23 protein-coding genes are annotated in these 24775 nt (G+C 41.1%); 11 read left to right on the top strand and 12 right to left on the bottom strand.

Features of this window, described 5'->3' with window-relative positions:
• Positions 1-88 precede the first annotated feature (88 nt).
• The 3 genes from ABWV72_RS19885 to ABWV72_RS19875 form a co-directional block, all read right to left on the bottom strand.
• Complete coding sequence (locus ABWV72_RS19885) at positions 89-343, bottom strand: Txe/YoeB family addiction module toxin (RefSeq protein ID WP_216047621.1); 255 nt, start codon at positions 341-343, stop codon at positions 89-91.
• Positions 340-582 (bottom strand): type II toxin-antitoxin system Phd/YefM family antitoxin, encoded by a 243-nt coding sequence (locus ABWV72_RS19880; protein ID WP_252728951.1) that lies wholly within the window; start codon positions 580-582, stop codon positions 340-342. Before ABWV72_RS19880 ends, ABWV72_RS19885 begins: the two co-directional genes overlap by 4 nt.
• A gap of 449 nt (positions 583-1031) precedes the next feature.
• Positions 1032-1616, bottom strand: coding sequence for a DUF922 domain-containing Zn-dependent protease (locus tag ABWV72_RS19875; protein WP_252728955.1), 585 nt, complete (start codon positions 1614-1616; stop codon positions 1032-1034).
• 219 nt (positions 1617-1835) lie between these two features.
• Between ABWV72_RS19875 and ABWV72_RS19870 the strand changes: the two genes are divergently transcribed.
• On the top strand, positions 1836-3257 hold the full coding sequence (locus ABWV72_RS19870) for a transporter substrate-binding domain-containing protein (protein WP_353372657.1): 1422 nt from the start codon (positions 1836-1838) through the stop codon (positions 3255-3257).
• A 19-nt stretch (positions 3258-3276) separates the two neighbouring features.
• A complete protein-coding gene (locus ABWV72_RS19865) occupies positions 3277-4518 on the top strand; it encodes an ABC transporter substrate-binding protein (RefSeq protein ID WP_216047625.1) in 1242 nt (413 codons plus the stop codon).
• Between the two features lie 32 nt (positions 4519-4550).
• Here the strand turns inward: ABWV72_RS19865 and ABWV72_RS19860 are convergent, their stop codons facing one another.
• The 6 genes from ABWV72_RS19860 to ABWV72_RS19835 all read right to left on the bottom strand — a co-directional run bounded on the left by ABWV72_RS19860 (position 4551) and on the right by ABWV72_RS19835 (position 11594).
• A complete protein-coding gene (locus ABWV72_RS19860; protein WP_353372654.1) occupies positions 4551-5453 on the bottom strand; it encodes a hydroxymethylglutaryl-CoA lyase in 903 nt (300 codons plus the stop codon).
• Positions 5454-5457: 4 nt separating this feature from the next.
• Positions 5458-7476, bottom strand: coding sequence for an acetyl/propionyl/methylcrotonyl-CoA carboxylase subunit alpha (locus ABWV72_RS19855; RefSeq protein WP_353372652.1), 2019 nt, complete (start codon positions 7474-7476; stop codon positions 5458-5460).
• A complete protein-coding gene (locus ABWV72_RS19850; RefSeq protein WP_353372650.1) occupies positions 7473-8294 on the bottom strand; it encodes an enoyl-CoA hydratase/isomerase family protein in 822 nt (273 codons plus the stop codon). Before ABWV72_RS19850 ends, ABWV72_RS19855 begins: the two co-directional genes overlap by 4 nt.
• A 13-nt stretch (positions 8295-8307) precedes the next feature.
• Complete coding sequence (locus ABWV72_RS19845) at positions 8308-9915, bottom strand: carboxyl transferase domain-containing protein (protein ID WP_353372648.1); 1608 nt, start codon at positions 9913-9915, stop codon at positions 8308-8310.
• A gap of 72 nt (positions 9916-9987) precedes the next feature.
• A complete protein-coding gene (locus tag ABWV72_RS19840; protein WP_303501907.1) occupies positions 9988-11157 on the bottom strand; it encodes an isovaleryl-CoA dehydrogenase in 1170 nt (389 codons plus the stop codon).
• A 5-nt stretch (positions 11158-11162) separates the two neighbouring features.
• Positions 11163-11594, bottom strand: coding sequence for a MerR family transcriptional regulator (locus tag ABWV72_RS19835; protein WP_303501909.1), 432 nt, complete (start codon positions 11592-11594; stop codon positions 11163-11165).
• A gap of 495 nt (positions 11595-12089) precedes the next feature.
• Between ABWV72_RS19835 and kynU the strand changes: the two genes are divergently transcribed.
• Positions 12090-13355 (top strand): kynureninase, encoded by a 1266-nt coding sequence (kynU, locus tag ABWV72_RS19830; RefSeq protein WP_216047632.1) that lies wholly within the window; start codon positions 12090-12092, stop codon positions 13353-13355.
• A 31-nt stretch (positions 13356-13386) separates the two neighbouring features.
• Here the strand turns inward: kynU and ABWV72_RS19825 are convergent, their stop codons facing one another.
• Complete coding sequence (locus tag ABWV72_RS19825) at positions 13387-15039, bottom strand: response regulator (RefSeq protein WP_216047633.1); 1653 nt, start codon at positions 15037-15039, stop codon at positions 13387-13389.
• Between the two features lie 361 nt (positions 15040-15400).
• Between ABWV72_RS19825 and ABWV72_RS19820 the strand changes: the two genes are divergently transcribed.
• From ABWV72_RS19820 to gmhB, 5 genes are all read left to right on the top strand, one after another.
• Entirely contained in the window at positions 15401-16558 is a 1158-nt protein-coding gene (locus tag ABWV72_RS19820) for an acyl-CoA dehydrogenase family protein (RefSeq protein WP_353372644.1), read from the top strand.
• A gap of 11 nt (positions 16559-16569) precedes the next feature.
• On the top strand, positions 16570-17709 hold the full coding sequence (locus ABWV72_RS19815) for an enoyl-CoA hydratase/isomerase family protein (protein WP_353372642.1): 1140 nt from the start codon (positions 16570-16572) through the stop codon (positions 17707-17709).
• Positions 17710-17821: 112 nt separating this feature from the next.
• Positions 17822-18583 carry an SDR family oxidoreductase gene (locus ABWV72_RS19810; protein WP_216047636.1) on the top strand — a complete coding sequence of 254 codons (762 nt, stop codon included), beginning with the start codon at positions 17822-17824 and terminating at the stop codon, positions 18581-18583.
• 67 nt (positions 18584-18650) lie between these two features.
• Positions 18651-19475 (top strand): putative RNA methyltransferase, encoded by an 825-nt coding sequence (locus ABWV72_RS19805; protein WP_353372640.1) that lies wholly within the window; start codon positions 18651-18653, stop codon positions 19473-19475.
• Positions 19465-20001 carry a D-glycero-beta-D-manno-heptose 1,7-bisphosphate 7-phosphatase gene (gene gmhB, locus ABWV72_RS19800; protein ID WP_303501917.1) on the top strand — a complete coding sequence of 179 codons (537 nt, stop codon included), beginning with the start codon at positions 19465-19467 and terminating at the stop codon, positions 19999-20001. Before ABWV72_RS19805 ends, gmhB begins: the two co-directional genes overlap by 11 nt.
• Position 20002: 1 nt before the next feature.
• On the opposite strand, the gene ABWV72_RS19795 is transcribed toward gmhB, so the two are convergent.
• Together ABWV72_RS19795 and ABWV72_RS19790 are read right to left on the bottom strand one after the other, a co-directional pair.
• Positions 20003-21535: a DUF3413 domain-containing protein gene (locus tag ABWV72_RS19795; protein ID WP_216047639.1), complete on the bottom strand. Its 1533-nt coding sequence runs from the start codon at positions 21533-21535 to the stop codon at positions 20003-20005.
• Positions 21536-21760: a YejL family protein gene (locus tag ABWV72_RS19790; protein ID WP_216047640.1), complete on the bottom strand. Its 225-nt coding sequence runs from the start codon at positions 21758-21760 to the stop codon at positions 21536-21538.
• Between the two features lie 122 nt (positions 21761-21882).
• Here ABWV72_RS19790 and yejK point away from each other — a divergent pair, with 122 nt between their 5' ends.
• The 3 genes from yejK to ABWV72_RS19775 all read left to right on the top strand — a co-directional run bounded on the left by yejK (position 21883) and on the right by ABWV72_RS19775 (position 24714).
• On the top strand, positions 21883-22932 hold the full coding sequence (gene yejK, locus ABWV72_RS19785) for a nucleoid-associated protein YejK (protein ID WP_216047641.1): 1050 nt from the start codon (positions 21883-21885) through the stop codon (positions 22930-22932).
• Between the two features lie 101 nt (positions 22933-23033).
• A complete protein-coding gene (locus ABWV72_RS19780; RefSeq protein ID WP_216047642.1) occupies positions 23034-23909 on the top strand; it encodes a 6-pyruvoyl trahydropterin synthase family protein in 876 nt (291 codons plus the stop codon).
• Positions 23902-24714, top strand: coding sequence for a M23 family metallopeptidase (locus tag ABWV72_RS19775; protein ID WP_353372636.1), 813 nt, complete (start codon positions 23902-23904; stop codon positions 24712-24714). Before ABWV72_RS19780 ends, ABWV72_RS19775 begins: the two co-directional genes overlap by 8 nt.
• Positions 24715-24775 lie beyond the last annotated feature (61 nt).

Genomic DNA, 24775 nt, shown 5'->3' with positions numbered 1-24775 from the left:
CATTCAACCGGACCCATACTCGCTGGCTGGTTTCGCTGCGCTCACGGTTTAGCCAGCAAGTCTGTGCCGTTTAATAGGGGCGTTAGATTTAATAGTGGTAGCGAAGTTGCGCTATTAGGATTGTATCTTCTTGATATTTATAAACGAGTCTATGTTCATCATTGATTCTGCGTGACCAATAACCTGAAAGGGCATGTTTTAAAGGTTCTGGTTTACCAAGTCCTTCGTATGGTTCACGCTGAATATCTTTAATTAATGTATTAATCCTTTTTAAAATCTTTTTATCCGTAGTTTGCCAATACAGATATTGTTCCCATGCTTTCGTTGAGAAGGTTAATTTCATTCAAGCAATTCTCTAGGGGTACCATTCCCAGCCTCTAACTCAACTATCGATTCTATTAAGGCTCTCGTGTTTGCTGGTGATCTGAGTAGGTAGGTAGTTTCTTGCATTGATTCATAATCATCTAATGACATCATCACAACAGGGCTTTCGCTCTTTCGTGTAATTATTACTGGAGCATGGTCGTCGCATACTTTTTCCATCGTTTTCGCTAGATTTGCTCTTGCAGCTGTATAACTCATTGCTTCCATTTTTCTGTACCTGTACTTTATTCTGTACCAAAAGTATAATTAAACCTAACAAACAAATCAACAAGGACTAAAAATGTTTGGCTCGGCTCACTTCGTTCGCTAGTATAGCCAAACGTTTTTAGCCCTTTATTTGAAGCGTTGGTATGACTCCCTTTGTCAATAAAAACCGAGTATCTCCCTGACATTTTTTCGGTCCATAATTAGTTATTCTTTCACTCAAATAAATTGAACTAACGCACCGGATGAGGCAGTAATGTCGTCGGTTGGTATGCTGGTATCCGAAGGTTACTTATTCAGTGAATAAACAGAGCTGACCTTACTCGTTTTGTCCCGCGCCGGTCACCGGTAGCACCTTCTCATCAGTCTATGCTCGTGGATCAATCACCGATTGATTCTGCCGCAATTCAATCTGGTAAGAAAACGAGTTAAAAAAACGCCATTTATTTTGCCGAAATAAACACACCTTGGGTTTTGCCGTGTCCGGTGTCTTGGTCGTATTGTTTATTCTGTAGTTGGTAGAATTTTACGAGTTTGGCGACTTGTTTGCTGGCTTGGGATTTTAATTGGCTGCATTGAAAATGGGGAGGCATGCTTTTTAGTTTTCGTTCAATGCTTTCACCAGCTTCAATCCAAATAGCCTGATGGCCTTTTTCGTGATCCAATAAAGCAGTGTAATAATCGTCAAAGGTTTGTTTTAAGCTTTCTGCTGCAGTTTTTCTGTTAGACATTTCGGGCATGGTATAAAGCCCCTCTAAATACACTTTGATGCCTACAAGTCGACATAGGTTGCCGCTAGTTTGTAATCCAAAAACCGGTGTTAACTGCCATTGAGTGCGACCGTGAAATAGTTGATTTTCTTTCACTACGGGGGAGTTTGCGCGCAATTCAATTTTAATTTGCGGTCGCGTCGTGGGGGCAATGGAATAGTGTTCGAACTTTTCAGTTAACACAACCTCAGAAAAAGCATTTAAGCTTGTAAACAGCAAGAAGCCGCAACTCACGCGCTTTATTCCAGCTAAAAACATCAATAATTCACCGTAACATCAAACGAATAAACTCTAAATTACGGCTTTATAGCCTAGATTGAAAGAGGTTTACGCTGACTATCCACTAGCTTGCCATGAATAATTCCTTTTATTTAGCTTAAGATTGTTATCAACCTGACAAATGCTAATTAATTGTATAAAATTTAAACAGGGAAGGTGGTGGTAACACCATCAATTTATAATGGAAAGGTTGATACTTTGAATACAGCTCGCACTAAAAGTAACCCTATGATTATGGTTAGCTTGATTGTCGCACTGCTACTTTTAATTGCGGCTATTGTGTATTCGAGTTCTAAACCCGCCACAGGACCAAAGGTCATCCATTTATCTTCAGGTGAATGGGCTCCGTATTCGGGAGAGTCTCTACCGCAAAAGGGAATTGCGAGTGTCATAGTCACCTCTGTATTTGAACAGATGGGCTATCGAGTCGATTTGCAATTTATGCCCTGGAGTATTGCCCAATCAAAAGCGGAATTGTCGCAGCAGGATAGTCAAATTCGAGGGACTTACCCTTATATCAAAACCGCAGAGCGAGAAAATCATTTTTACTTTAGTGAACCTATCATTGATGTTCCTAACGGGATTTTCTTTCACCTGAAACATACCCCACAGGCGGCCAACATTAGCGAACCGTCTGAGTTACAAAATTATGCGGTAATCACCTTGGCAGGTTACGAATACACACCTAGATTGGGACAGTATATTCCTAACAATACCTGCAATTTCAAAGATACGCTTCAGGGCTTTGAAATACTTGATGCTAACCAAAACTGGATACTGATTAGCGAAAAAAAGTTAATTCAAAGACAATTAGTTGAAGTAGCTAGTAGCGCAGAAGCAAAAAGGTTGAAGCTGACCGAAAGGGTACTTCAGGTTAAACAAGTGAACCCATTTCACTACAACCAAATAGATCCTCAACATTCTCAACCCCTTTATGCTTATCAATCAAGTGAACAGCAATTTCACTCAGGCAGTGAGTTAATCGAGAATAGTAATCTAATTGTTACCCCTGATGTCGCGTCTAAAACAGCAATAAAATCGAATCAGCCCACAGTTTGTCAAATGCCGATTAACACCGCGTTAATATGGCTGGCTTATACCTCTAAGCCTAAAGTTTTCATTGAATCTCAGCAAGTCGGTGAAACCTTATTAACCCAGTCGATGCCAACGTTATCGGCAAAAATAGGCTTTGCAAAATACGTTGATTATGTGCCGCATAGCGTGATGTTTTCTAAAAATAATCCGAATAATCTCTCACTTAGAAATCAGTTTAACCAGGTTCTAGATAATCTAAAAAGTAATCCGCAGGCCTATGACAGCTTGTTGACGCAAGTTGCAAATGAAATTGATATGGCTGATTCAGTGAAATTGGTATCAACTGGTGGTAGTGCCCTTGTAGAAGGGCAGCGGTATGATCCTCAATCAAATCGTTGTTCGCCAACCGAAGTATTTACCTTTCCAAAAGGAAGCAAAGCGTTGGTGCGTCAATGGCCTGAAATTTTCTTAAATAACGCACGCATACTCACACAGCAGAAAGTCATTGCCAGTGTGTTAAATGGTCCATTGGCGTCAAAAACCACTTTATATTGTTTTGAGCCAACCGCTGTGCAACTACAATAAAGTTTGTTACGGAGAACCTATGAAACGTAAAAAAAACAGTAGTTTTTTATCAAAATCGGCACCTTACTTACTGACAATATATTGTTTGGCGGTGCTATTATTCTTTCTTGCTGAGTTAAAGCTCTTTGGCCTTGACGAATATTTGAGGGCCACCAATCAGGTATTGATCTTATTTGCATTGTTGATCATGCCATTTGTGATTATCAATATGCCGAGTTTTATTCAGTCACTCACCTTGAAGGTATCCGATAAAGAGTTTCATGTTCAGCTCAATGAATTGGAATCAAATTTTAGTCAAACCATTGGGCGGGTGCAGCAACAAGTCAGTACATCGGAGCAGTCATTCTGGCCAATACTGGCTGGAGAAGATGTATTGGCGTCAAAACGACTGGAAGGGCCTAATCCGAAAATCATCATTGGCGCTAAAAATGACCTCTCTCAGATGTTTTTTACAGAGCTTTTAGCGTTGGCTATAACCCATGAGAATTCACATATTGTCTGCGAAATACGTTATCCAAATGGTGATAGCATGCATAACTTCGCCGAACTTAAATACCGATGGCTGGATGTTTACATGGACTATACCGGTACCTGCCTGCAATATTTTAATATCCATCATAAAACCGAAACCGGCGGAATTAAATCACCAGATGAGCTCACTGAGGAGTTAAATCAATATGGACAAGGGTTAGGCATTCAATGGTTACCTAATTTAGGTTGCAGTGAAGATTATTGTTTAGTTATGACCCCTGAATACGCTGAATCTGAAGAAATAATCAGTATTAGCGATTTAAAAACCAAAGGCGGTAAACTGACGTTTAGTGCAGATCCTGAATTTATGAACAGAAAGGATTGCCTTTTAGGCTTGTTAGACTACGGTGTGAAATTCAAATCTGTTTTACCTTGCAGTGTTACCGATCGTTATTCAGCCAAAGAAAGTGGCGAAGCTGAAGTGTTTGTAGGTTACGAATCTGACCCACAAGTATCAAGAGGCGAAGTGACTATGCTAAAAGATACTGATCAGTTTTTTCCTCGTTATTTAGCTCAACCGTTAGTGTCAGCTGCGGTTTTGAAAAAATTTCCGGAGCTTGAAGCACGGCTGTTAATATTGCATGACTGCATGGATACAGAACAATTAAATGAGATTGTTGCCAAAATAGGCAATTCGAATAATGATCCTGTGCGAGCTAAAGAGGAAGCGAAAAAAATATTTAAACAGGCACTGAAAAAGCACCAACAAAAAAACACAATGCAGATTTAACGACTCTGTCATAAAACAATCAGACTCAATACTCAAGATAACAGGGCGTTTGCGACCTTAGAGGTAGAAGACCGACCAAGCGCTTGCATTATATTGTTTCCCGCATTCACTAGTTTTTCGATATCAATGCCGGTGTGTATACCCATACCATTTAGCATGAATACCACATCTTCAGTTGCAACGTTGCCAGAAGCGCCTTTTGCATAAGGGCAACCGCCTAAACCTGCCACCGCGCTATCGATGGTACTAATTCCTTGCTGCAAAGCGATCAAAATATTGGCTAAAGCTTGACCATAGGTATCATGAAAATGCACCGCAATTTTTTCCCTCGGAATAACCTGTTGAACGGCTTCTAACATCTTACTGGTTTTAATCGGTGTGCCCACGCCAATAGTGTCGCCAAGTGACACTTCATAACAACCCATAGCCAATAAATGTTGTGCAACCTCTGTTACTTTTTGCGGCGCGATATCGCCTTCATAGGGGCAACCTAACACACAAGAAACATAACCTCGAACTGGCATGTTGTCTTTTTTAGCTTGCTCTACAATGGGAACAAAGCGCTCTATACTTTCGGCAATTGAACAATTTATGTTTTTCTGTGAAAAGGTTTCAGAAGCCGCGCCAAATATAGCCACCTCATCCACATTTACCGATTTGGCATTGGTGTAACCTTGTAAGTTGGGAGTGAGCGCTGAATAGGTTATACCCGGTATTCGCGTTAACTCTCGAAATAATTGAGTACTATCAGCCATTTGTGGCACCCACTTAGGTGATACAAAGCTACCTGCTTCGATAAATTTTAAACCAGCCAAGGCCAAATCATCAATTAGCTGCAGTTTACTGGCTAAATCAATCAGTTGTTTTTCATTTTGTAGACCATCTCTGGGACCTACTTCGACGATTTTAACCTGTGTTGGATAACTGCTTGTCATAGGTTTACTCCTCGGCTTCAAAGTCGAGCAGCACAGCACCGCCATCTACAAGATCACCGGCGACAAAATAAAATTCTTTGACCACACCTGCTTTTGGTGCTTTGATGGCGTGTTCCATTTTCATTGCTTCCATCACCATTAACGTTTGTCCTTTTTCTACTTCCTGATTAACCTCTACTAATTGAGCAACTATGGTGCCATTCATAGGAGCCGCAAATCCGCCATGGTGATCATCTGCGTCACTGAGACCTAAATCTGCGGTATTGAGTTTACATTGGATGGCAAACTCTTTAGTAAATAGGGTCGTGAAGCCTTGATGGGGTTGCAGCTTCATCTGCAGATTTTGACCATTGATAGTGACGTCAAAGTGATGGCCATCAAGTTTACCAACACATTCAAAGCAACCTTCAGGTGTGCTGACATTAATGACTGTGAAACCTAATTGGTTGCATGGTAAATACTCAACTGTCACTTCGATACTCTGCTGTTGAATATCAACGCTTAGCACTTCTGTGAACCGTTCGTTCATGCGCCAGTGGTTCTGTGCATGCCAAGGCGAGTTTTTATTATCTGAGACTGACGTTAAAGCCTGCCGTTGTAATATTAAGTAGGTTACTGCCGCTGGGGTTATTAGTTCATGTTGCAGGGCGTTTTTGACAAAAAGTTCGGACTCATGTTGTTCAATAAAGTGAGTAGTTAACTGTGCTTGTTTGAAGGCTGGATGAGTTGCCAAGTTGTACAGAAAATCAATGTTTGTAGTAACCCCGTCAACTTGATACACACTTAAGGCGTCAGCAAGTTTGCTAAGGGCTTTTTCACGATTTTGATCCCATACAATTAATTTCGCAATCATAGGATCGTAAAACGGTGTTACTTCGTCACCTTCTATCACACCTGTATCAATTCGAACGTTATCCGTTTCTGTTGGTGGCGTTAACTGACTTAATAAACCAGTAGAAGGTAAAAATTGATTATTTGGATCTTCAGCGTAAATTCGCGCTTCAAATGCATGTCCATTTATACCTAGTTGGTCTTGTTGTAAGGGGAGAGGTTCACCTTTGGCCACGCGGAGTTGCCATTCCACTAGATCTTGGCCAGTGATCATTTCAGTTACTGGGTGCTCTACCTGCAATCTAGTGTTCATTTCCATGAAGAAAAATTGGCCATCGGGTTCCAGCAAAAATTCTACAGTGCCTGCGCCAATGTAACCAATTGCTTGTGCGGCAGTTAAGGCTGCTTGTCCCATTTGTTGGCGTAATTCTGAAGTCATGCCTGGTGCAGGGGCCTCTTCAATGACTTTTTGATGGCGTCGTTGCACTGAGCAGTCTCGCTCAAACAAATAAACACCGTTTTCATGACTATCGCAAAATACTTGGATTTCTACGTGACGAGGTTGCGCTAAGTATTTTTCAACTAGCATAATGTCATCACCAAAACCTGACATGGCTTCACGTTTTGCCGCATCCAATGCATCGTAAAACTCATTGCTATGAGCTACTTGTCGCATGCCTTTACCACCGCCGCCGGCAGCCGCTTTTAGCAGAACCGGATAGCCCATGTCATCGGCATGTTTTTTTAACAATTCTGGAGATTGATCATCACCGTGATAACCCGGTACTAACGGAACGCCAGCTTGCTCCATTATATGTTTAGCGGCCGATTTGGAACCCATAGCTTCTATTGCCGCAACAGGTGGTCCAACAAAGATAATATTATGTTGTTCACATAAACGACAGAACTGTGGATTCTCTGATAAGAAACCGTAACCGGGATGAATCGCATCCACGTTTAGTTTAATTGCCGCGGCGATAATCAGCTCGCCTTTTAGATAACTATCACGGGTTGGCGCGGGGCCAAGTCTGACTGCTTCATCAGCCATTTTTACATGCTGCGCATTGATATCAGCATCGGAATAAACCGCAACGGTTTTAATGCCTAACAATTTGGCGGTTTTTATAATTCGACAAGCAATTTCTCCGCGATTAGCGATAAGCAATTTGTCTATGTTTTTTAGGTCATTCATGATTTTTCCCGCCATGCTGGTTGTCTTTTTTCCAAAAACGCAGCTAATCCTTCTTGACCCTCTGCTGACACCCGTGTTGTCGCAATACGTAAACTGGTTTTCTCAATAAGTTCTTGGTCCAGTTGTTCGTCTTTAATATCAAACACTAATTGCTTGGCAGCGGCTACTGCGACAGGCCCGTTATTGATTATTTGAGTAACCAATAAATCAACTGTTGAATTTAATTCTTCCTCGGTAACCGCTTCACTGACTAAGCCCAAGCGACGTGCTCTGCGAGCAGAGAAAACTTCCGCAGTCATAAAATAGCGGCGTGCGACTCTATCGCCAATCGCATCGATAACATAAGGGCTAATAGTCGCAGGTATCAAACCCAATTTAACTTCGCTTAAGCAAAATTTGCTTAAGCGGCTGGCAATGGCGATATCACAACAAGAAACTAATCCAACCGCACCACCAAATGCTGCGCCCTGAATTTTTGCAATAGTAGGTTTGGGCAGGGTGTAAAGAGTATGCAGCATATGCGCTAATGCATTTGCATCCGCTAAATTTTCTTCATAACTAAAGTTAGCCATGCGCTTCATCCAGTTGAGATCCGCGCCAGCGCAGAAACTCTTGCCATTGGCTTGTAATACCAGTACTCGCGCTTTGTCGTCTCTGGCCACCCGCTTAAAACAATCGGTAAGCAATGCAATAGTGTTATCGTCAAACGCATTGTGAACTTCTGGTCGGTTCAAGGTAATGGTCGCAACGCCGCGGGAATCAAGGGCGTAGATTACATCTTCTGAATGTGTTTGTAGGGTACTAGAAGTATTATTCATAACGGAAATCACCTTACATTCTAAACACGCCAAAGCGTGTTTCTTCAATGGGTTTATTGAGTGCCGCAGAAATTGAAAGCGCGAGCACAAAACGGGTATCAGCAGGATCTATTACACCATCATCCCAAAGTCGCGCGGAGGCATAATAAGGGTGGCCTTGTTGTTCATAAGTATCAATAATAGGTTGTTTAAATGCGTTCTCTTCTTCTACACTCCAGCTTTCGTCGTGCCGTTGTTTTTGCTCTCGTTTGACTTGCGCTAGCACGCCAGCAGCTTGCTCTCCACCCATCACCGAAATTCGCGCATTTGGCCACATAAACATAAACCTAGGATCATAAGCTCGGCCGCACATACCATAATTGCCAGCGCCGAAACTCCCACCAATTAACACGGTAAATTTAGGCACTTTGGCACAGGCTACTGCGGTGACCATTTTAGCTCCATGTTTGGCGATTCCGCCCGACTCGTATTGTTTACCCACCATAAAACCGGTGATATTTTGTAAAAATACTAATGGAATTTTTCGTTGCGCACATAGTTCAATGAAGTGTGCGCCTTTTTGCGCTGACTCTGAAAATAAGATGCCGTTGTTGGCAACTATTCCCACAGGATGTCCGTAAATACGTGCAAAACCGCAAACTAGGGTAGTGCCAAATAGCGCTTTGAATTCATCAAACTCTGAACCATCGACTACTCTTGCGATTATTTCACGGACGTCGAACGGTTGTTTACTGTCTTTAGGAATAACGCCATAAATATCGCTAGTAGGGTAAGCTGGTTCTTTAGGTTCAACTAAATCCAAATAATTGGGTTTAGGTCGGTTTAGACGGGCAATTGCATTTCTGGCTAGTTGCAATGCGTGATGGTCATTGTTAGCTAGATGATCGACAACACCCGATGTACGGCAATGCACGTCACCACCACCTAGTTCCTCAGCCGTGACCACTTCACCCGTGGCGGCTTTCACTAAAGGTGGGCCACCTAAGAAAATCGTACCTTGGTTCTTGACGATTATGGATTCGTCAGCCATGGCAGGCACATATGCACCGCCAGCGGTGCATGAACCCATCACAACCGCTATTTGTGGAATATTTTGCGCAGACAAATTTGCTTGATTATAAAAAATTCGACCAAAGTGCTCCCGATCTGGAAAGACTTCATCTTGTCTTGGAAGATTCGCACCACCTGAGTCCACCAGATAAATACAAGGTAAATTATTTTGCTCGGCTATGGTTTGGGCGCGTAAATGCTTTTTAACGGTTAAAGGATAATAGGTGCCACCTTTAACCGTCGCGTCATTTGCGACTATCATACATTCCACGCCTGATACTCGACCTATCCCAGCTATTACGCCCGCTGCGGGGACATAATCTGCATAGACATTCCATGCAGCAAGTTGGGACAACTCTAGAAAAGGAGAGCCACTATCTAACAGCGCATTTACTCTGTCTCTGGGGAGTAATTTCCCCCTTGCGGTATGACGTGCATTGGCCTTATCACCGCCACCCAATTTAATTTTGGCGATAACTTCTTTTAAGTCGTTAACTTGCCGAGCCATGTTGGCAGCGTTATCGATAAACTCTTGGCTTTTAACGTTTAATTTGCTGACGATAGGGGGCATGCATTCGCTCCTAATCCGGTTAAGTAAAATTTAACCCCATTGTGATGACATCTAAATGTCAAAAGTTGGGAATTAGCAGGTTTCGTTAAATAATTCGCGACCAATTAACATGCGACGTATCTCTGAAGTGCCAGCGCCGATTTCATACAGTTTTGCATCACGCAACAAACGACCTGCTGAAAACTCATTGATATAACCATTACCACCGAGTAACTGAATAGCATCTAAGGCCATTTTGGTTGCTAATTCGGCCGAATAAAGTATCGCGCCTGCTGCATCTTTACGGGTGGTCTCACCCCGATCACAAGAACGCGCTACGGCATAAACGTAAGCTCTGGCGGCATTCATCTGGGTGTACATATCAGCAACTTTGCCTTGTACTAATTGGAACTGACCAATAGATTGACCAAATTGTTTGCGGTCATGAATGTAAGGAACAACAAGATCCATGCAGGCTTGCATGATCCCAAGTGGTCCACCTGAAAGCACTAATCTTTCATAATCTAGTCCACTCATTAATACGCGGACACCGCCACCTTCTTCGCCAAGGATGTTTTCCGCAGGCACTTCGCAGTCTTGGAAAACAAGCTCACAAGTATTCGATGAGCGCATACCTAATTTGTCGAGTTTTTGAGCTTGGCTAAATCCAGCAAAAGATTTTTCCACTATAAAAGCGGTAATGCCTTTGGAACCAGCTTTTACATCTGTTTTTGCGTAAATGACAAAGGTGTGGGCATCAGGGCCATTGGTTATCCACATTTTGTTGCCATTGAGGATGTATTTATCCCCTTGTTTATCGGCTCGTAGTTTCATACTCACGACATCTGAACCAGCATTAGGCTCACTCATCGCGAGCGCACCAATGTGCTCACCAGATACTAGCTTTGGAAGGTATTTTTGTTTTTGCGCTTCAGTGCCGTTTTTGTGAATCTGATTAACACAAAGATTTGAATGGGCTCCGTAACTTAAACCGATCCCAGCAGATGCTCGGCTGACTTCTTCCATGGCGATAGTATGAGCTAGATACCCCATATCTGAACCACCATATTGCTCCGCAACCGTCACGCCCAATAAACCCATTTCACCTAGTTTAGGCCAAAGATGATTAGGAAATGCATTTTCTTCATCGGCTTTTTCTGCCAAGGGCGCTATTTCTGCTTGGGCAAAATTGTATACGTGATCACGAAGCATATCGATATCTTCGCCTAATCCAAAATTAAGTGTAGGGTAGGGAGCGTTCATCAAACTTATCCTTTATTTAATTGTTCAAGTTCGTCTTTGCATCGAGACTCAACTTCATCTAGCTCGATCATCAGGACGTTTATATCTTCAAGTTGTTGAATCAAAATGGCGCGTTTTTCTGTGGTCATTTCTAACATAGCTTGAAGCTGAATTTTTGAATTTTGGTGGCTGTCGTAAAGGTTAAAAAGGGTGCGCGTTTCTGCTAAGGAAAACCCCAATCGTTTACCACGCAAAATGAGCTTTAATCTAACTTTGTCTTTTTTACTGTAGATTCGAGTTTGCCCCGCACGTTGCGGAGACAACAACCCCTGTTCTTCATAAAAACGTATGGAGCGGGGTGTTACATCAAAATGTTTAGATAACTCCCCTATACTGAATGTGGGCGCGTCTTGTTCGACTCCAGAGCTGTGTTTCTCAGATTTATTATCAGCATTCATTTCGCATTCCTAAACGTGTAAAACGGCGATAGTGTGTATATGTCACAAGTTTATATTTTTGTTTGTTTTAAAATTAAAGCTTACGTTTACGTATACGTTAACTTGATGCCGAGAATAAACTACCTCAATTAGAAGATCAACTTTTTAACATTTCCCATTTAATATAGTTGATATTATTTATTCAGTTAAAACGAGTGAATAAATATGAAAAGCAAACATGACAAGAAGGTAGGTTAATAGATTAGCTTAGGGCAAAAATAACGGGCTTTAATTTGCCGCTGAATAGCCAAAGTTAAGCGTCGGGTAAACAGCTTCGACTCACATTAAAAGTTTTACTGAGTAGCTAACAGCTTTAACAAGGTAAACTACTGATGTTGCGCAAAATATGCTTATTATTACTAATGCTAGTATTTCTAGTCTAGACAGTTTGATTTTTACGATCAAAATTGAATGCGATAAACCTTTTAACTAAACAATTCTAAATTGAGTAAATAAATGCCAAGTCCTAAATCTTCACCTGCACAGCAAATTGATCAGCAAGCTCAACAATTAGATTCAACGGATAAATTGAGTGCGCTAAAAAGCCAGTTTGAATTGCCCGAAAACGGTGTTTATCTCGATGGAAATTCACTCGGCGCACTGCCTATTATTGCCAAACAACGAGCGCTAGAAACAGTTGAATTGCAGTGGGGGAGAGACTTAATTGCCAGTTGGAACAAGCACCATTGGATTGATCTTCCCATTACGGTAGGAGAAAAAATAGCGCGGTTAATAGGCGCAGGTGTTGGGCAAACTATATGTTGTGACTCCATCTCTGTGAATTTGTTTAAGTTAATCTGTGCAGCATTAGCAAAGCAACCGGGGCGAACGACGGTTTTATCCCAAGTTGATAACTTTCCAACAGACTTATATATGGTCCAAGGTATTGAGTCTTTGTTGAGTCAAGAACGCTGTCAGCTTAAATCGGTGAATGCAAATAATATAGAACAATCACTTACCGAGGAGGTGGCGGTTTTACTCGTAACCCAAGTCAATTATAGGACGGGCTACATTCATGACATGGCAAAGTTAACCAAATTAGCTCATGCTAAAGGAATTTTAGTTATTTGGGATCTTGCTCACAGCGCAGGCGTGCTGGATCTAAAACTTGACGATTGCCAGGTAGACTTTGCGGTGGGTTGTTCTTATAAATATCTCAATGGTGGGCCAGGCGCCCCTGGTTTTATTTATGTTGCTAAACGACATTTATCACATTTTAAACAGCCATTGAGTGGCTGGATGGGGCATAGTCAACCCTTTCAGTTCTCACCAACATTTGAAAGTGACAAGAGTATTTCACAATGTTTAACTGGTACACCTGCAATTATTTCTATGAGTATATTGGACGCTGCATTGGAGGTGTTTACGGCAGTGGATATGTCAGATGTAATGAGCAAATCTAAAGCCTTAACCTCGTTTTTTATGCAGGGTTTAAAAACACTTAAATTAGATCAAGAGTTAACCTGTATTTCACCTCAATCAGCAGAGTTGAGAGGCAGCCAAGTGGCGTTAACACATCCCTACGCATTTGCCATCTGTCAGGCACTTATTGCACATAAAGTTGTGGCTGATTTTCGTGCACCTGAGGTACTTCGTTTAGGTTTTGCGCCCTTGTATATTAGTTTCGAAAATGTTGCCACAGCATTACACAGGCTCAAAAAGATCATGCAAAATAAAGAGTATTTAAAAGCCGAATTTCAGCAACAGGGTAAGGTGACTTAAACAGCCTAATTACTTAAATTTTAATGATGGGTTAAGAATGAGTGGTCAGTTTATCGTTGTCTTTTATGATAAATCGTTCTTTGTCAGCGCTGAGTCTGCCGCCAATCTCATTCAATCGCTTACGATTACTGTTGCTTAATTCACGTTTGTCTAACTCATTAAATAGGCGCAATGTTTTCGCTTTTTTATATTCCGCTAAATTGGATTCCAATAACCCTTGCAGTAAATTTAAACCAAAGGCAGCTTCCTTAGGAAACAGAAGATAGGCTTGGTAGAAGTAATCTACGGATTCTTGATAACGTTGCTGATTGTGTAAATTCAAGCCCTGTTTGTTAAATTTGAGGGCTCTAGGGCGTCTTTCCCCTAACTCTTCTTCTTGCTGTGCAATTACCATTGAAGAGATGGTCTGGTCGGTTAGATCTTCTGTTTCTAACATTTTTTCTTCACAATCAAATAAGATTTGAGCCGCTCGCAATTCATCTCCTACACCTAACCATGCCTTTATGGCATCAGTCATTGTAGGGACATCTGCGGTCGTGAAGTCTTTTTGGTCTGCCTCTTCCAAAAGGGCTACGGCTTTATCTTGATCATTTTCTAACACGGCGACCAAAATGTTCATATAGTCACGTTTAATCGCAAGATTTTCTTCTAAATAATTGCGTCCTGCATTACCGATTAAAAATCGGGCTACTTGCAACGCGTTTGCTCTTTCATTTGCTTGTTTAGATTCTGCTATTGATAAGTAACAGCGCGCCAGTTCCAAGGATAATTCAGCGTATTTTTCACGTATATCTTTTGCGTTAAGCCGTTTTCGTTCCAACAAATCGATTGCTTTGTCCATTTTGTTTTGCAACTGGTAAACATAGGATTTAAGCTTGGCCGCGGTCATTGAGAGTGCACTTTCTTTAATTAGGTCTATGTACTCTTCGGCTTCTTCATATTCTTTTCTACCAATACAAATTCGCGCAAGCCACTCGCAGGCTTTGTCATTGGTTAAGTGCGCTCCTAGCATGTCTTTGAGTAATTCTTCACTGATTTCTATTTTGCCGGCTAAGTATTGAGCATGTATAACCCCCCATTTTGCCCAAATAACATTTTCTGCACTTTGTAACACGCTGTCATACAACGCAGTGGCTTCATCAAATCTTGAAAGCTTAAGGAGCAGTCTGGCGCGAATTTTTAACAGGGTAGTGCGGGACTTAGGTATCGAGTTGCTTTTAGCGATTTGTTCCAGCTTTTGTAGTGCGACATCCCAAAGCTTTTCATCCATCAGGGTTAGCACTGGCATCAGATGCCTACGAATTCTTAGTACGTTGGCGATGGTTTTTTCTAATATACGAATGGTGTAGGGCTTGATGACTAAGTCATCTGGATGGATATCAACAATTTGACCAATAATCAGTGGTAACCGGTCTGAGGTGACAAATATTAAACTGGTGGTGTTTTTTAACAGCTTTTCACGGTTCAACTCTTGAATAACTTCCACACCATTTTTATGATCACCAAGATGAAAGTCCATTAAAATCAAATCAAACTGACGAACCTTTAATGCTTTTTTGAGTTCTCTGCCGTGAATATAACAGGAGACATTCGAGTAGCCCATTTCTAGCAAATGGTTCCGTAAAAGAATTCGCGCCATGCCATTATCTTCAACTACAGCGATGTTGATTTTTGGTCCAACCACGATAATTTCTTCTTTCTGATCAATTTATTACGACAATATAGCAAGCATAGTATCAAAATAACAATGTACATTGCTATGGATAGATATTTATCCCTCGGCTTTTTACCAATTAGTTCGAAAAATCGGTAACTGGCAGCATTATATTGGCTGGTCTAGGATTACTGAAATGGTAAAGAAGTGGATTATTCATGATGAATATAACCCCATTTAACAAGTTTATGTTGTTGACTGTATACAGAAGTTGGCAGTATTTGATTATTTGATTTTCATTTACGTTAACGTTAAGGTGAGATTTTTGATAACCTTATTTACAAAGCATTAACACTGTCCATTTAATCGGTTTTCTAAAGGAAACTAGCATATGAATTTTGATTTAACCGAAGATCAAATCGCCTTCGTTGATACAGCGAAACAATTTGCAGATCAAGAACTTGCCCCCCACGCTGCGCATTGGGATAAACATCATATTTTTCCTAAGGAAGTAATTCAGAAAGCCGGTGAATTAGGCTTCTGTGCTCTTTACACCCCTGAAGATGCGGGCGGTTTACAACTTAGTCGTTTAGATTCAGCGCTTATTTTTGAACAATTGGCAAGTGGATGCACTGCCACCACAGCAATGATGACAATTCATAATATGGCCACTTGGATGATCGCGACTTGGGGTACTGATACAGTCAAGTCGGCCTGGTGCCCAACGTTAGTGACGGGCGAACATTTAGCATCCTATTGTTTAACTGAGCCGGGATCTGGCTCAGATGCAGCATCATTGCGCACCTCTGCGGTAAAAGAAGGTGACCATTACCGTATTAATGGCTCTAAGATGTTTATCTCTGGTGCGGGAGAAACCGATGTTCTGGTGGTTATGGTCAGAACAGGTGACAAAGGCCCTGGCGGTATCTCAGCCGTGGTGATCCCTGCTGATGCTGAAGGGGTCATTTATGGTAAAGCAGAAGAAAAAATGGGCTGGAATGCTCAACCTACTCGGTTGATTACGTTTCAAGATGTTTTAATACCCGTTGATAATCTTCTCGGAGAAGAAGGGGAAGGGTTTAAATTCGCCATGATGGGACTCGATGGTGGCAGGGTAAATATTGCAACTTGCTCCATTGGTACTGCGCAACGGGCGTTGGAAACTGCTACTGAATATATGCAAACTCGCACTCAGTTTGGTAAACCCCTTGCGGCATTTCAAGCACTACAGTTTAAATTGGCTGATATGGCGACCGAATTAGTCGCGGCCCGTCAAATGGTAAGATTGGCTGCGTTTAAGATTGATAGCCAAAGCCCAGATAAAACGACTTACTGTGCCATGGCTAAACGATTTGCAACAGACGTGGGTTTTCAAGTTTGTAATGAAGCGCTACAAATTCACGGTGGTTATGGTTACATTCAAGAGTACCCACTTGAGCGTCATGTGCGGGATGTGCGTGTACATCAAATTTTAGAAGGTACAAATGAAATTATGCGCGTCATCATCGGTCGACGTTTATTATCAAACAGTGATAGCCAAATCCTTTAGGAGTTTAGATTATGGAATTACCTGTAGTTTTTGATATTCAGACTTGTAAAAATGGCAAATCTATTGGAATTGCAACGCTCAACAGACCTAAATCGTTAAATGCATTAGATTTGGAAATGGTTAGTTTATTGCTATTACAATTACAGTCTTGGCAGCACAATAACGACATTGCCATTGTGGTTCTAGATAGTCGCGGAGATAGCACTTTTTGCGCCGGTGGCGATGTGGTTTCAATGTACAATGCAATGAAAGACTCTAAAACAGAACAAAATAATCCGGCTATGGTTCCTGAATTACTCGAAACATTCTTTAGCCAAGAATACCGTTTGGATTATCTAATCCATACTTATCCGAAACCTATTTTAGCGTGGGGCAACGGCATCATAATGGGGGGCGGACTAGGATTGTTGGCTGGGGCGAGTCATAGAGTCGTAACCGAAGATGCCTTGATTGCCATGCCTGAAGCAGCCATCGGTTTGTACCCTGATGTCGGTGGTAGTTGGTTCTTAAATAAAATGCCAAAAGGTGTGGGGCAGTTTTTAGGTGTCACAGGGGCGAAAATCAATTGTCACGATGCTAAATTTGCAAACTTAGCTGACTTTGTTATTCAACATCAAAATAAACTGCAGGTTTTACGTCAAATCAAAACTACTGATTGGACTGAAAATTTCGCGCAAAATGGTCAACTCTTAACTGCGCTGTGTGCTGAATTTGCACAAACCTCAGGAGTTTGTAATTTGCACAAACACGCTGATCTATTAGCACGTTTGGCAGACACTACTACTTTACAAGACTACATAGATGCTTTAACAGCAGTTTCAATTTCTGATGATAAGTGGTTCAAAAAAGCACAAGATGCAATTGCATACAATTCACCAATATCGATGCACTTAGTGTTTCAACAACTTCACAGAGGAGTCGACTTATCTCTAGCTGAATGTTTTCAGATGGAACTAATTATGTCTTGCCGATGCGGTACCTATGGCGAATTTCAAGAAGGGGTTAGAGCGTTATTAATTGATAAAGACCGTAAGCCAAAATGGGCATTTGCAAATATTGCTGAAGTTGATGAAAAAACACTTAATCAGTTTTTCATCTCTATGTGGCCAAATAATGGGAATCCATTAAATGATTTGCAGTTAGCAAGTTAAATATATTGATTGTTGTTAATCTGTGCTTAGTGCTCAAAAATGTTTAACAGTGATGGGGTAATAAATTCTTCGACTGTCATTAATTGTAACGATAAAGATTGAAAGGTGAACTATGGAACTGAAAAATAAAGTAATTGCAATTACAGGTGCAGCCCAAGGACTCGGGTTGGCAATGGCTAAAACCTTCGCCGATGCTGGTGCCCATGTTGCGATGCTAGATATGCAAGATATTGTGGTTAAATCTGCAGCTGAACAAATTTCTGAGTTAGGCGTAACCGCTAGAGGCTACGCTGTTAATGTTACCGATGAATCGGATGTGGAATACGTGTTTTCACAGATTAAGAATGACTTTGGTCAATTGAATGGCTTAATCAATAGCGCAGGTATAATGCGTGACGGTATGTTGTTGAAGATAAAGGATGGAAAAGTCGTTGATAAAATGTCAAAGCAACAGTTTCAATCTGTTATTGATGTGAATGTTACAGGTACTTTTTTGTGTGCTCGAGAGGCAGCCTCTACAATGATTGAAACCAACAGCTCTGGTGTCATCATTAATCTATCTTCAGTGTCTCGCGGTGGCAACATGGGACAAACCAACTATTCTGCCTCTAAATCAGCGGTAGCCACTATGACAGTGACTTGGGCCAAAGAGCTAGCTCGTTATAACATTCGTACCGGTTGTATCGCCCCTGGATTAGTGAACACCGCCATGGCAGCGCAAATGCGGCCGGAAATGATCGAGCGATTCTTATCTACCGTTCCTGCTGGACGCTTAGCGGAAGTGGAAGAATTGGGCCATGCGGCAAAATTTATATTCGAGAATGACTATTTTACCGGGCGTACACTTGAATTGGATGGTGGAACAAGGGTTTAATACCCCCATTCTCTAAACCGCTGGGCTTTAATCTAGTTTGGCTGAAAATTTAAGGTAGTCTTTTTACATGTGGATTTGTCCAGCTTGTCGTCTTCCATTGTCATTGGAAAGTGGTACTTGGCGTTGTGAAGCTAAACATAGTTATGATAGAGCTAAAGAAGGTTACGTAAACCTGCAGTTGGCACAGGAACGCAGCAGCAAAGCGCCCGGCGATAACAAAGATATGATTTTGGCTCGTCGTGAGTTTCTGCAACAAGGATTTTACGATCCACTTATCGCTCGTATAGCTGATTTAATTCAAGCCCAATGCCTCAGTCCTGAGATACATTTATTCGATGCAGGATGCGGTGAAGGGTATTATTTAGAACAAATACGCAGACAATTAGAAAGTGCCAAGCATCAATGTATTGCAGCAGGGTGTGATATATCCAAAGTGGCGATACAGCGCGCTGCAAAGACTCATAAAGCATGTCAATTTGCAGTTGCTAGTACATTTAAAATTCCTGTTGGGAGTGAAAGCTTGGATGTCGTCATTCAAGTTTTTGCACCTTCTAGCGAAAAAGAAGTGGCTAGGATTTTAAAGCCAAATGGATTATGGATTCTAGTTAACCCTGGACCTAAACACTTGCAGCAACTAAAAGAATCCATTTATGACGTATCAAAGCCGCACACACTAACCCAAGTAGACACAAACAATTTCACGGTTCAAAGTAGAGAGTCACTTGGTTTTGATTTGAGTTTTAGTCAACCTGAACAGCGTTTGGCTTTACTTAAAATGACGCCTTATTTTTGGCATACCAGTGAACAAAATAAAGCCCAGTTTTTGCAATCCCAGATTGATTGTCAAACGGAATTTGATATTCAAGTATTGAGGAAAAATAGTGACATCTAAAGCGTTATTTTTAGATAGAGACGGTGTCATTAATGTTGACCATGGTTATGCATCCCGCCCAGATGAAATCGACTTTATTGATGATGTATTTGCGTTGTGCACACGCTTCCAACAGCAGGGGTATTTAATTCTGGTTGTGACCAATCAATCTGGGATAGGACGCGGATATTACAGCGAAGAGGATTTTTTACTATTATCGAAATGGATGCAGTCAGAGTTTGCAACGCGGGGGATCACGATAGATGATTTTTTCTATTGTCCCCATCATCCATTAAAGGCAAAAGGAGATTATTTACAACAATGCCATTGTCGTAAACCAAACCCTGGCATGTTTGAACAAGCTAAGCAAAAATACAATATCGATATGGCAAAGTCGTTCATGATTGGTGATAACAAGACGGACATGTTGGCGGCGGCTAGAGCTGGGGTCACCAAGCGTTTTCTTTATACAACTTCAGAAATCGCTGATGACACCAATATTGGATTTGAATGCATTGATAGCTTAAATCGAGTTTCCCCTGCGTAACTCAATAAAAATGCATTAAATGTTTAATTGCCTGACTTAACAGTCCGGTGTTAAGCGTCTCAATACTTTCTTCACCCGTCTCACGGTCAAAAATCTTATAGCTACCGTTAGACAATACTTCTATGCGATTGCTGTTTTGCATCACAATGACTTTACTGCCTTTAGTGCCAACCAACCAATTGCGACGAGGAGCCTGCATTGATTGTCCGATGGAGTAATCATCAGAAAGGGCTTTACAGCCTAAGTTTTCTAACACTGTAGCAGGGAAGTCCAAATGGCTAGATAAGGTTTTGTCGAGTTTGAAATTAGCATATAGCGGCACTTGCTGAATATCGTCTCGATTTGAAGCAAGCTTCGAGATTATCACTTGGTTGCCATTCAACACACCTGATTTTATCAATTGTTGAATATTTGCATTGGATACAAATCCTATGGCTAATTTCGGTTTATCGGAAATACTTGCGGCAACAAAGCTTTCAAAATTTGTGCTTAGCTCAGTCAATTTTGAATTTTCTAAAGATAAATCAGAATATAAAAATACCGGCAATCCTAACTTTTGAGGAAGTTCTACCATTAGTGGGGTTTTATTGGTTAACTCCGACGTATAAATTTCCGGTAAGCCAAACAAACTCGAAAATTGAGAAGAGTGGTGGTTCGAGCTTAAATCATAGTGATCGTTGTAGGCGGTTAATGCCCTGTTTTGCAGATTCAGATCAGCATCGTCAGTTTGGATAAGTAAAACAAATTGTTTGTTGGTATTAATACTGCAATACACTGGATTAGCAGGATAATTAATGCCATGGACACTTCGATCAAACTGCAAGGCTTTACGTTGCTTATAATTTTCTATGTCCAATAACCCATATTTTGACATCAGCGCTTTAGCTGTTGCTGGGTATGATAAAGGAAACAAATTATCTTGTTTTACAATAGGTTGATAGAGATTTGCATCGGCCCAAATATGTAAAGCATGACTGCATACAAAACAGGTTACAAATACACTGCTAATGGGCATACCTAAGCGGAATTTTTGTAATCGTTCAATTCTTTTCCACAGAGCATTGGCTAAAATAAGTTGAAATGACAGCCAAACTACAAATAAAAGGAGTAAAAACCCCCATTGTTGCCAGCCAAACGCATTAATAACCGGTTGAGTCTCACTTTTAATCAGATCCGCAGAGCCGAAATTTAGGTGCAATCCATATTTAGTGTAGAGCAATGCATCAAATGCTAAGAGCGCTAAGCCTATGGCGGCTATCGTTGAAGCCGCGCCACGTATAAGCCGAGACTTAGGGAAAGCATATATCAGAGGTAAAACTAAAATGACAAAAGCGAAAAAAGTTAAAAAGCCAATATGACTGACCCAATTGACTAATAAAAATGTTATTCCCAACAAAGAATCTGGCAAAGGCGATGCAAAAACGTAAATTCCTGCAATCACCAAAGCAACGACAATATTTGAAAGGGTAAACCAATGTCCCCAAGCTACTAGCTTGGTTAACATGATGCGCCGAGGCGTTTCTGAGAGTATCATTTATTTTTGATTTCCATTGATACTTTTCATCAAGATTTGTGTAAACTGAGCGGCCATTTTTTCGCGCTGGTTATCGTTTACTTGATGCAAAAAGATGTTGGTGATCACATTACCCAACGCCATTAAAGATAAGTCTCGATTTGCTTGGTTTTTTTCAAGGGCAAATACGATGTCATTCATTAGCGCTTCAAATTGAGCGTCTGAATATTTGGATTGTTGAGGCATGTTTGAACCTTTAAACCGATTTTTGTGAATAGTAACAAGTATTCGAACAGATAGTAACTAGGTGCCGTTTTTTCAATAGTCGGTTTTCTTATTTTCCATAACTTTTAGAAGGTTAGATTTTCATGAGCGCTGTTATTCAACACTTTGTAGTACATCAATTAGGGATTAATGAACAACAAGAGTTAACCGTTGTTCCCAAAAGCACCTGTTTTGACGTCACTCCAGATATTGAAACACTTGCACAGCAAATTAATCAAGTATTCAATCAAAAACCCGGCAAAGGGGTCGGTAGTTTTATTGATCAAGCTTCTCAGTCAACCGATTCGGCAGAACAAGATACGGTTAAAGCTAACGATGAATTTCGTTCAGAATTGCTGGCGATGATTGCAGAACCTGAAACCTTTATTGATTTTAGTGTTGCCAGTTGTGAAAAACTCAAAAAGAGTATGGTCGAAATGGCAACAGTGGAAACCGGTTTTGTTATCTTCAGCCATTATGAATTTTTAGCCACCGAATACTTAATGATTGCGTTGTTGAATACTAAACAGCACGTTGAAATCACTGAAAGATTAGAATTGACCTACAGTGATCATCTAGATCTAGCCAAAATGCAATTAGCGGTAAGAATCGATTTAACCCAATTAAAAACTCAACCCGAGCAAAACCGTTATATTAGTTTTATTAAGGGGCGAATGGGCAGAAAAGTCTCTGATTTTTTCATGCACTTTATCGGTTGCGAAGAACTTGTTGATATCAAACAGCAAAATAAGCAACTGCTGAAAACGGTAGACGAGTTTATCGCCTCTGAGCAATTAGACAAAGAAGAGCAGCAGCAAACACGGCAAATCGTTTCTGACTACTATAAAGCTAAATTGGAGCAAGGAGATGATATTCAAATTGAAGAATTGTCGCAAAGCCTACCCCAAGAAGATGGTCGCAATTTTGTTGATTTTAACCAACAAGCAGAAACGCCTTTGGAAGCTTCCTTTCAGGCCGATCGCAGTGCGTTAAAAACCCTTGCCAAGTTTAGTGGTCAAGGTGGCGGTATTAGTCTGAGTTTCGATAGAGTTTTGTATGGCGATCGAGTGCAATACGATGCGAATTCTGACACCCTATTGATTAAAGGGGTACCACCTAATTTGAAAGATCAGTTAACACGACATAATAGTTAGCTTTGTTGTGTTCAAACATGCCGATTTAGTTTGAATACGATATACTGACGCAATCATAAAACGATATTTACAACATCAAAATAACAGGACTTTTTTACACTATGCAGCTTTTTGTCAACGACTTAACCGTAATGGATTTTTCCTATCTTTGTGCACAAAGAGGGATGGTTGGTGAAAGTTGGATTGTCGATGTGATTTTAGATGGTGAACTTAATGAAGAAAGCATGGTGCTAGACTTCGGAAAAGTTAAGAAAGAATTGAAATTTCTTATCGATGAATATGTCGATCACAAATTACTCGTACCAGCCGAACATGCTTTTAGCCAGATCAAACGCGATCCCAATACCGATGAAGTAAAAGTAGATTTTTTACGGCCCAATGGTAAGTCGATCCATCTGTTGTGTCCTGCAGAAGCTTATGCTTTTGTTTACGCTTCTGAGGTAGATATAGATTCTGTTGGCCAATATTTAAAAGAAGTGATTGCCACACATCTGCCAAGCAATGTTGATGGTATTGAGTTAATTTTGCGTCCTGAAGTAATAGACACACCGTTTTATCACTACACTCATGGCCTAAAAAAACACGATGGTAACTGTCAGCGTATTGCCCATGGGCACCGCTCAAAGGTTGTGATTTATGAAAATGATAAATTGAATCTAGCGTGGCAGGCATATTGGGCCGAACGTTGGCAAGACATCTACATAGGGAGTGAAGAAGATATTGTTGACGGCCAACAAAGTGTTTTAGCTGGACAAGTAGAGAACACGGAAACACATTTTTTCTTCACCTATGAATCCTCGCAAGGTGAGTTTTCATTAGCTATTCCAAAATCTGAATGCGAAATTGTTAACACCGACTCTACGGTAGAATGCTTAGCCCAATACATGGCATTGGATCTGAAACAACAGAGTCCGCAAAGTCATTTTAAAGTATTCGCATTTGAAGGGGTTGGAAAAGGAGCCATCGCTTATGCTTAAAACGTTGTTTTGTTGTTTCTTGGGTTTGATATTGAGTGTTCATGCCTTTGCTATTGAATTGCAAGGGGAGCTTTCGCAAGGTGCACTGATACGAGGGAAAGCACCCGTAGGCAGTCAAGTTTGGTTGGATGGTAAAAGCTTAGCGGTTTCGGAACAAGGATATTTCGTTTTTGGTTTCGGGCGTGATGCCGCCCTTGAGCATGAACTAAGTTGGCAGGCGCCAGAACAACCTAAACAACAACAAGATATCATTTTAAAAAAGCGTGAATATGATGTTCAACGCATTGAAGGCTTACCTCCTAAAATGGTGACACCTCCGGAAGATGTGTTAGCCAGAATTCGCCTAGATAACCAACAGGTCGCAAAAGCCCGTGCGCTTCGAGACTCGCGCATCGATTTTATGCAATCGTTTATTTGGCCTGCTGAAGGACCAATTAGTGGCGTTTATGGCAGTCAACGGGTGTTAAACGGACAACCCAAAAGACCGCACTTTGGACTCGATGTAGCAGCACCTACGGGCACTCCTGTTTATGCTCCGGCTGCAGGCGTGGTGACACTCTGGGTACCTGATATGTATTATTCGGGTGGTACTATGATTATTGACCATGGTCATGGTGTTTCTTCTACTTTTTTACATTTGCATGCAGGTCATGTGAAAGTGGGGGAGCAGGTTGAACAAGGGCAGTTGGTTGCTGAAATTGGTGCCACTGGCCGAGTTACTGGAGCACATTTGGATTGGCGAATGAATTGGCAAAATCAACGAGTAGACCCAGCGTTACTCGTCCCTGCAAGACCTTCTGAATAAACTAAAATCTTTGCTAAAAACTGTACCATGGCTAACTTGTTTTGGTGATATATTTTGTATT

Source organism: Aliiglaciecola sp. NS0011-25, from assembly GCF_040370605.1.
GTDB classification, from domain to species: Bacteria; Pseudomonadota; Gammaproteobacteria; order Enterobacterales; family Alteromonadaceae; genus Aliiglaciecola; species Aliiglaciecola lipolytica_A.
Note: the sequence above shows the minus strand (reverse complement) of the source record. Positions and strands in the feature narration are given on the sequence as shown.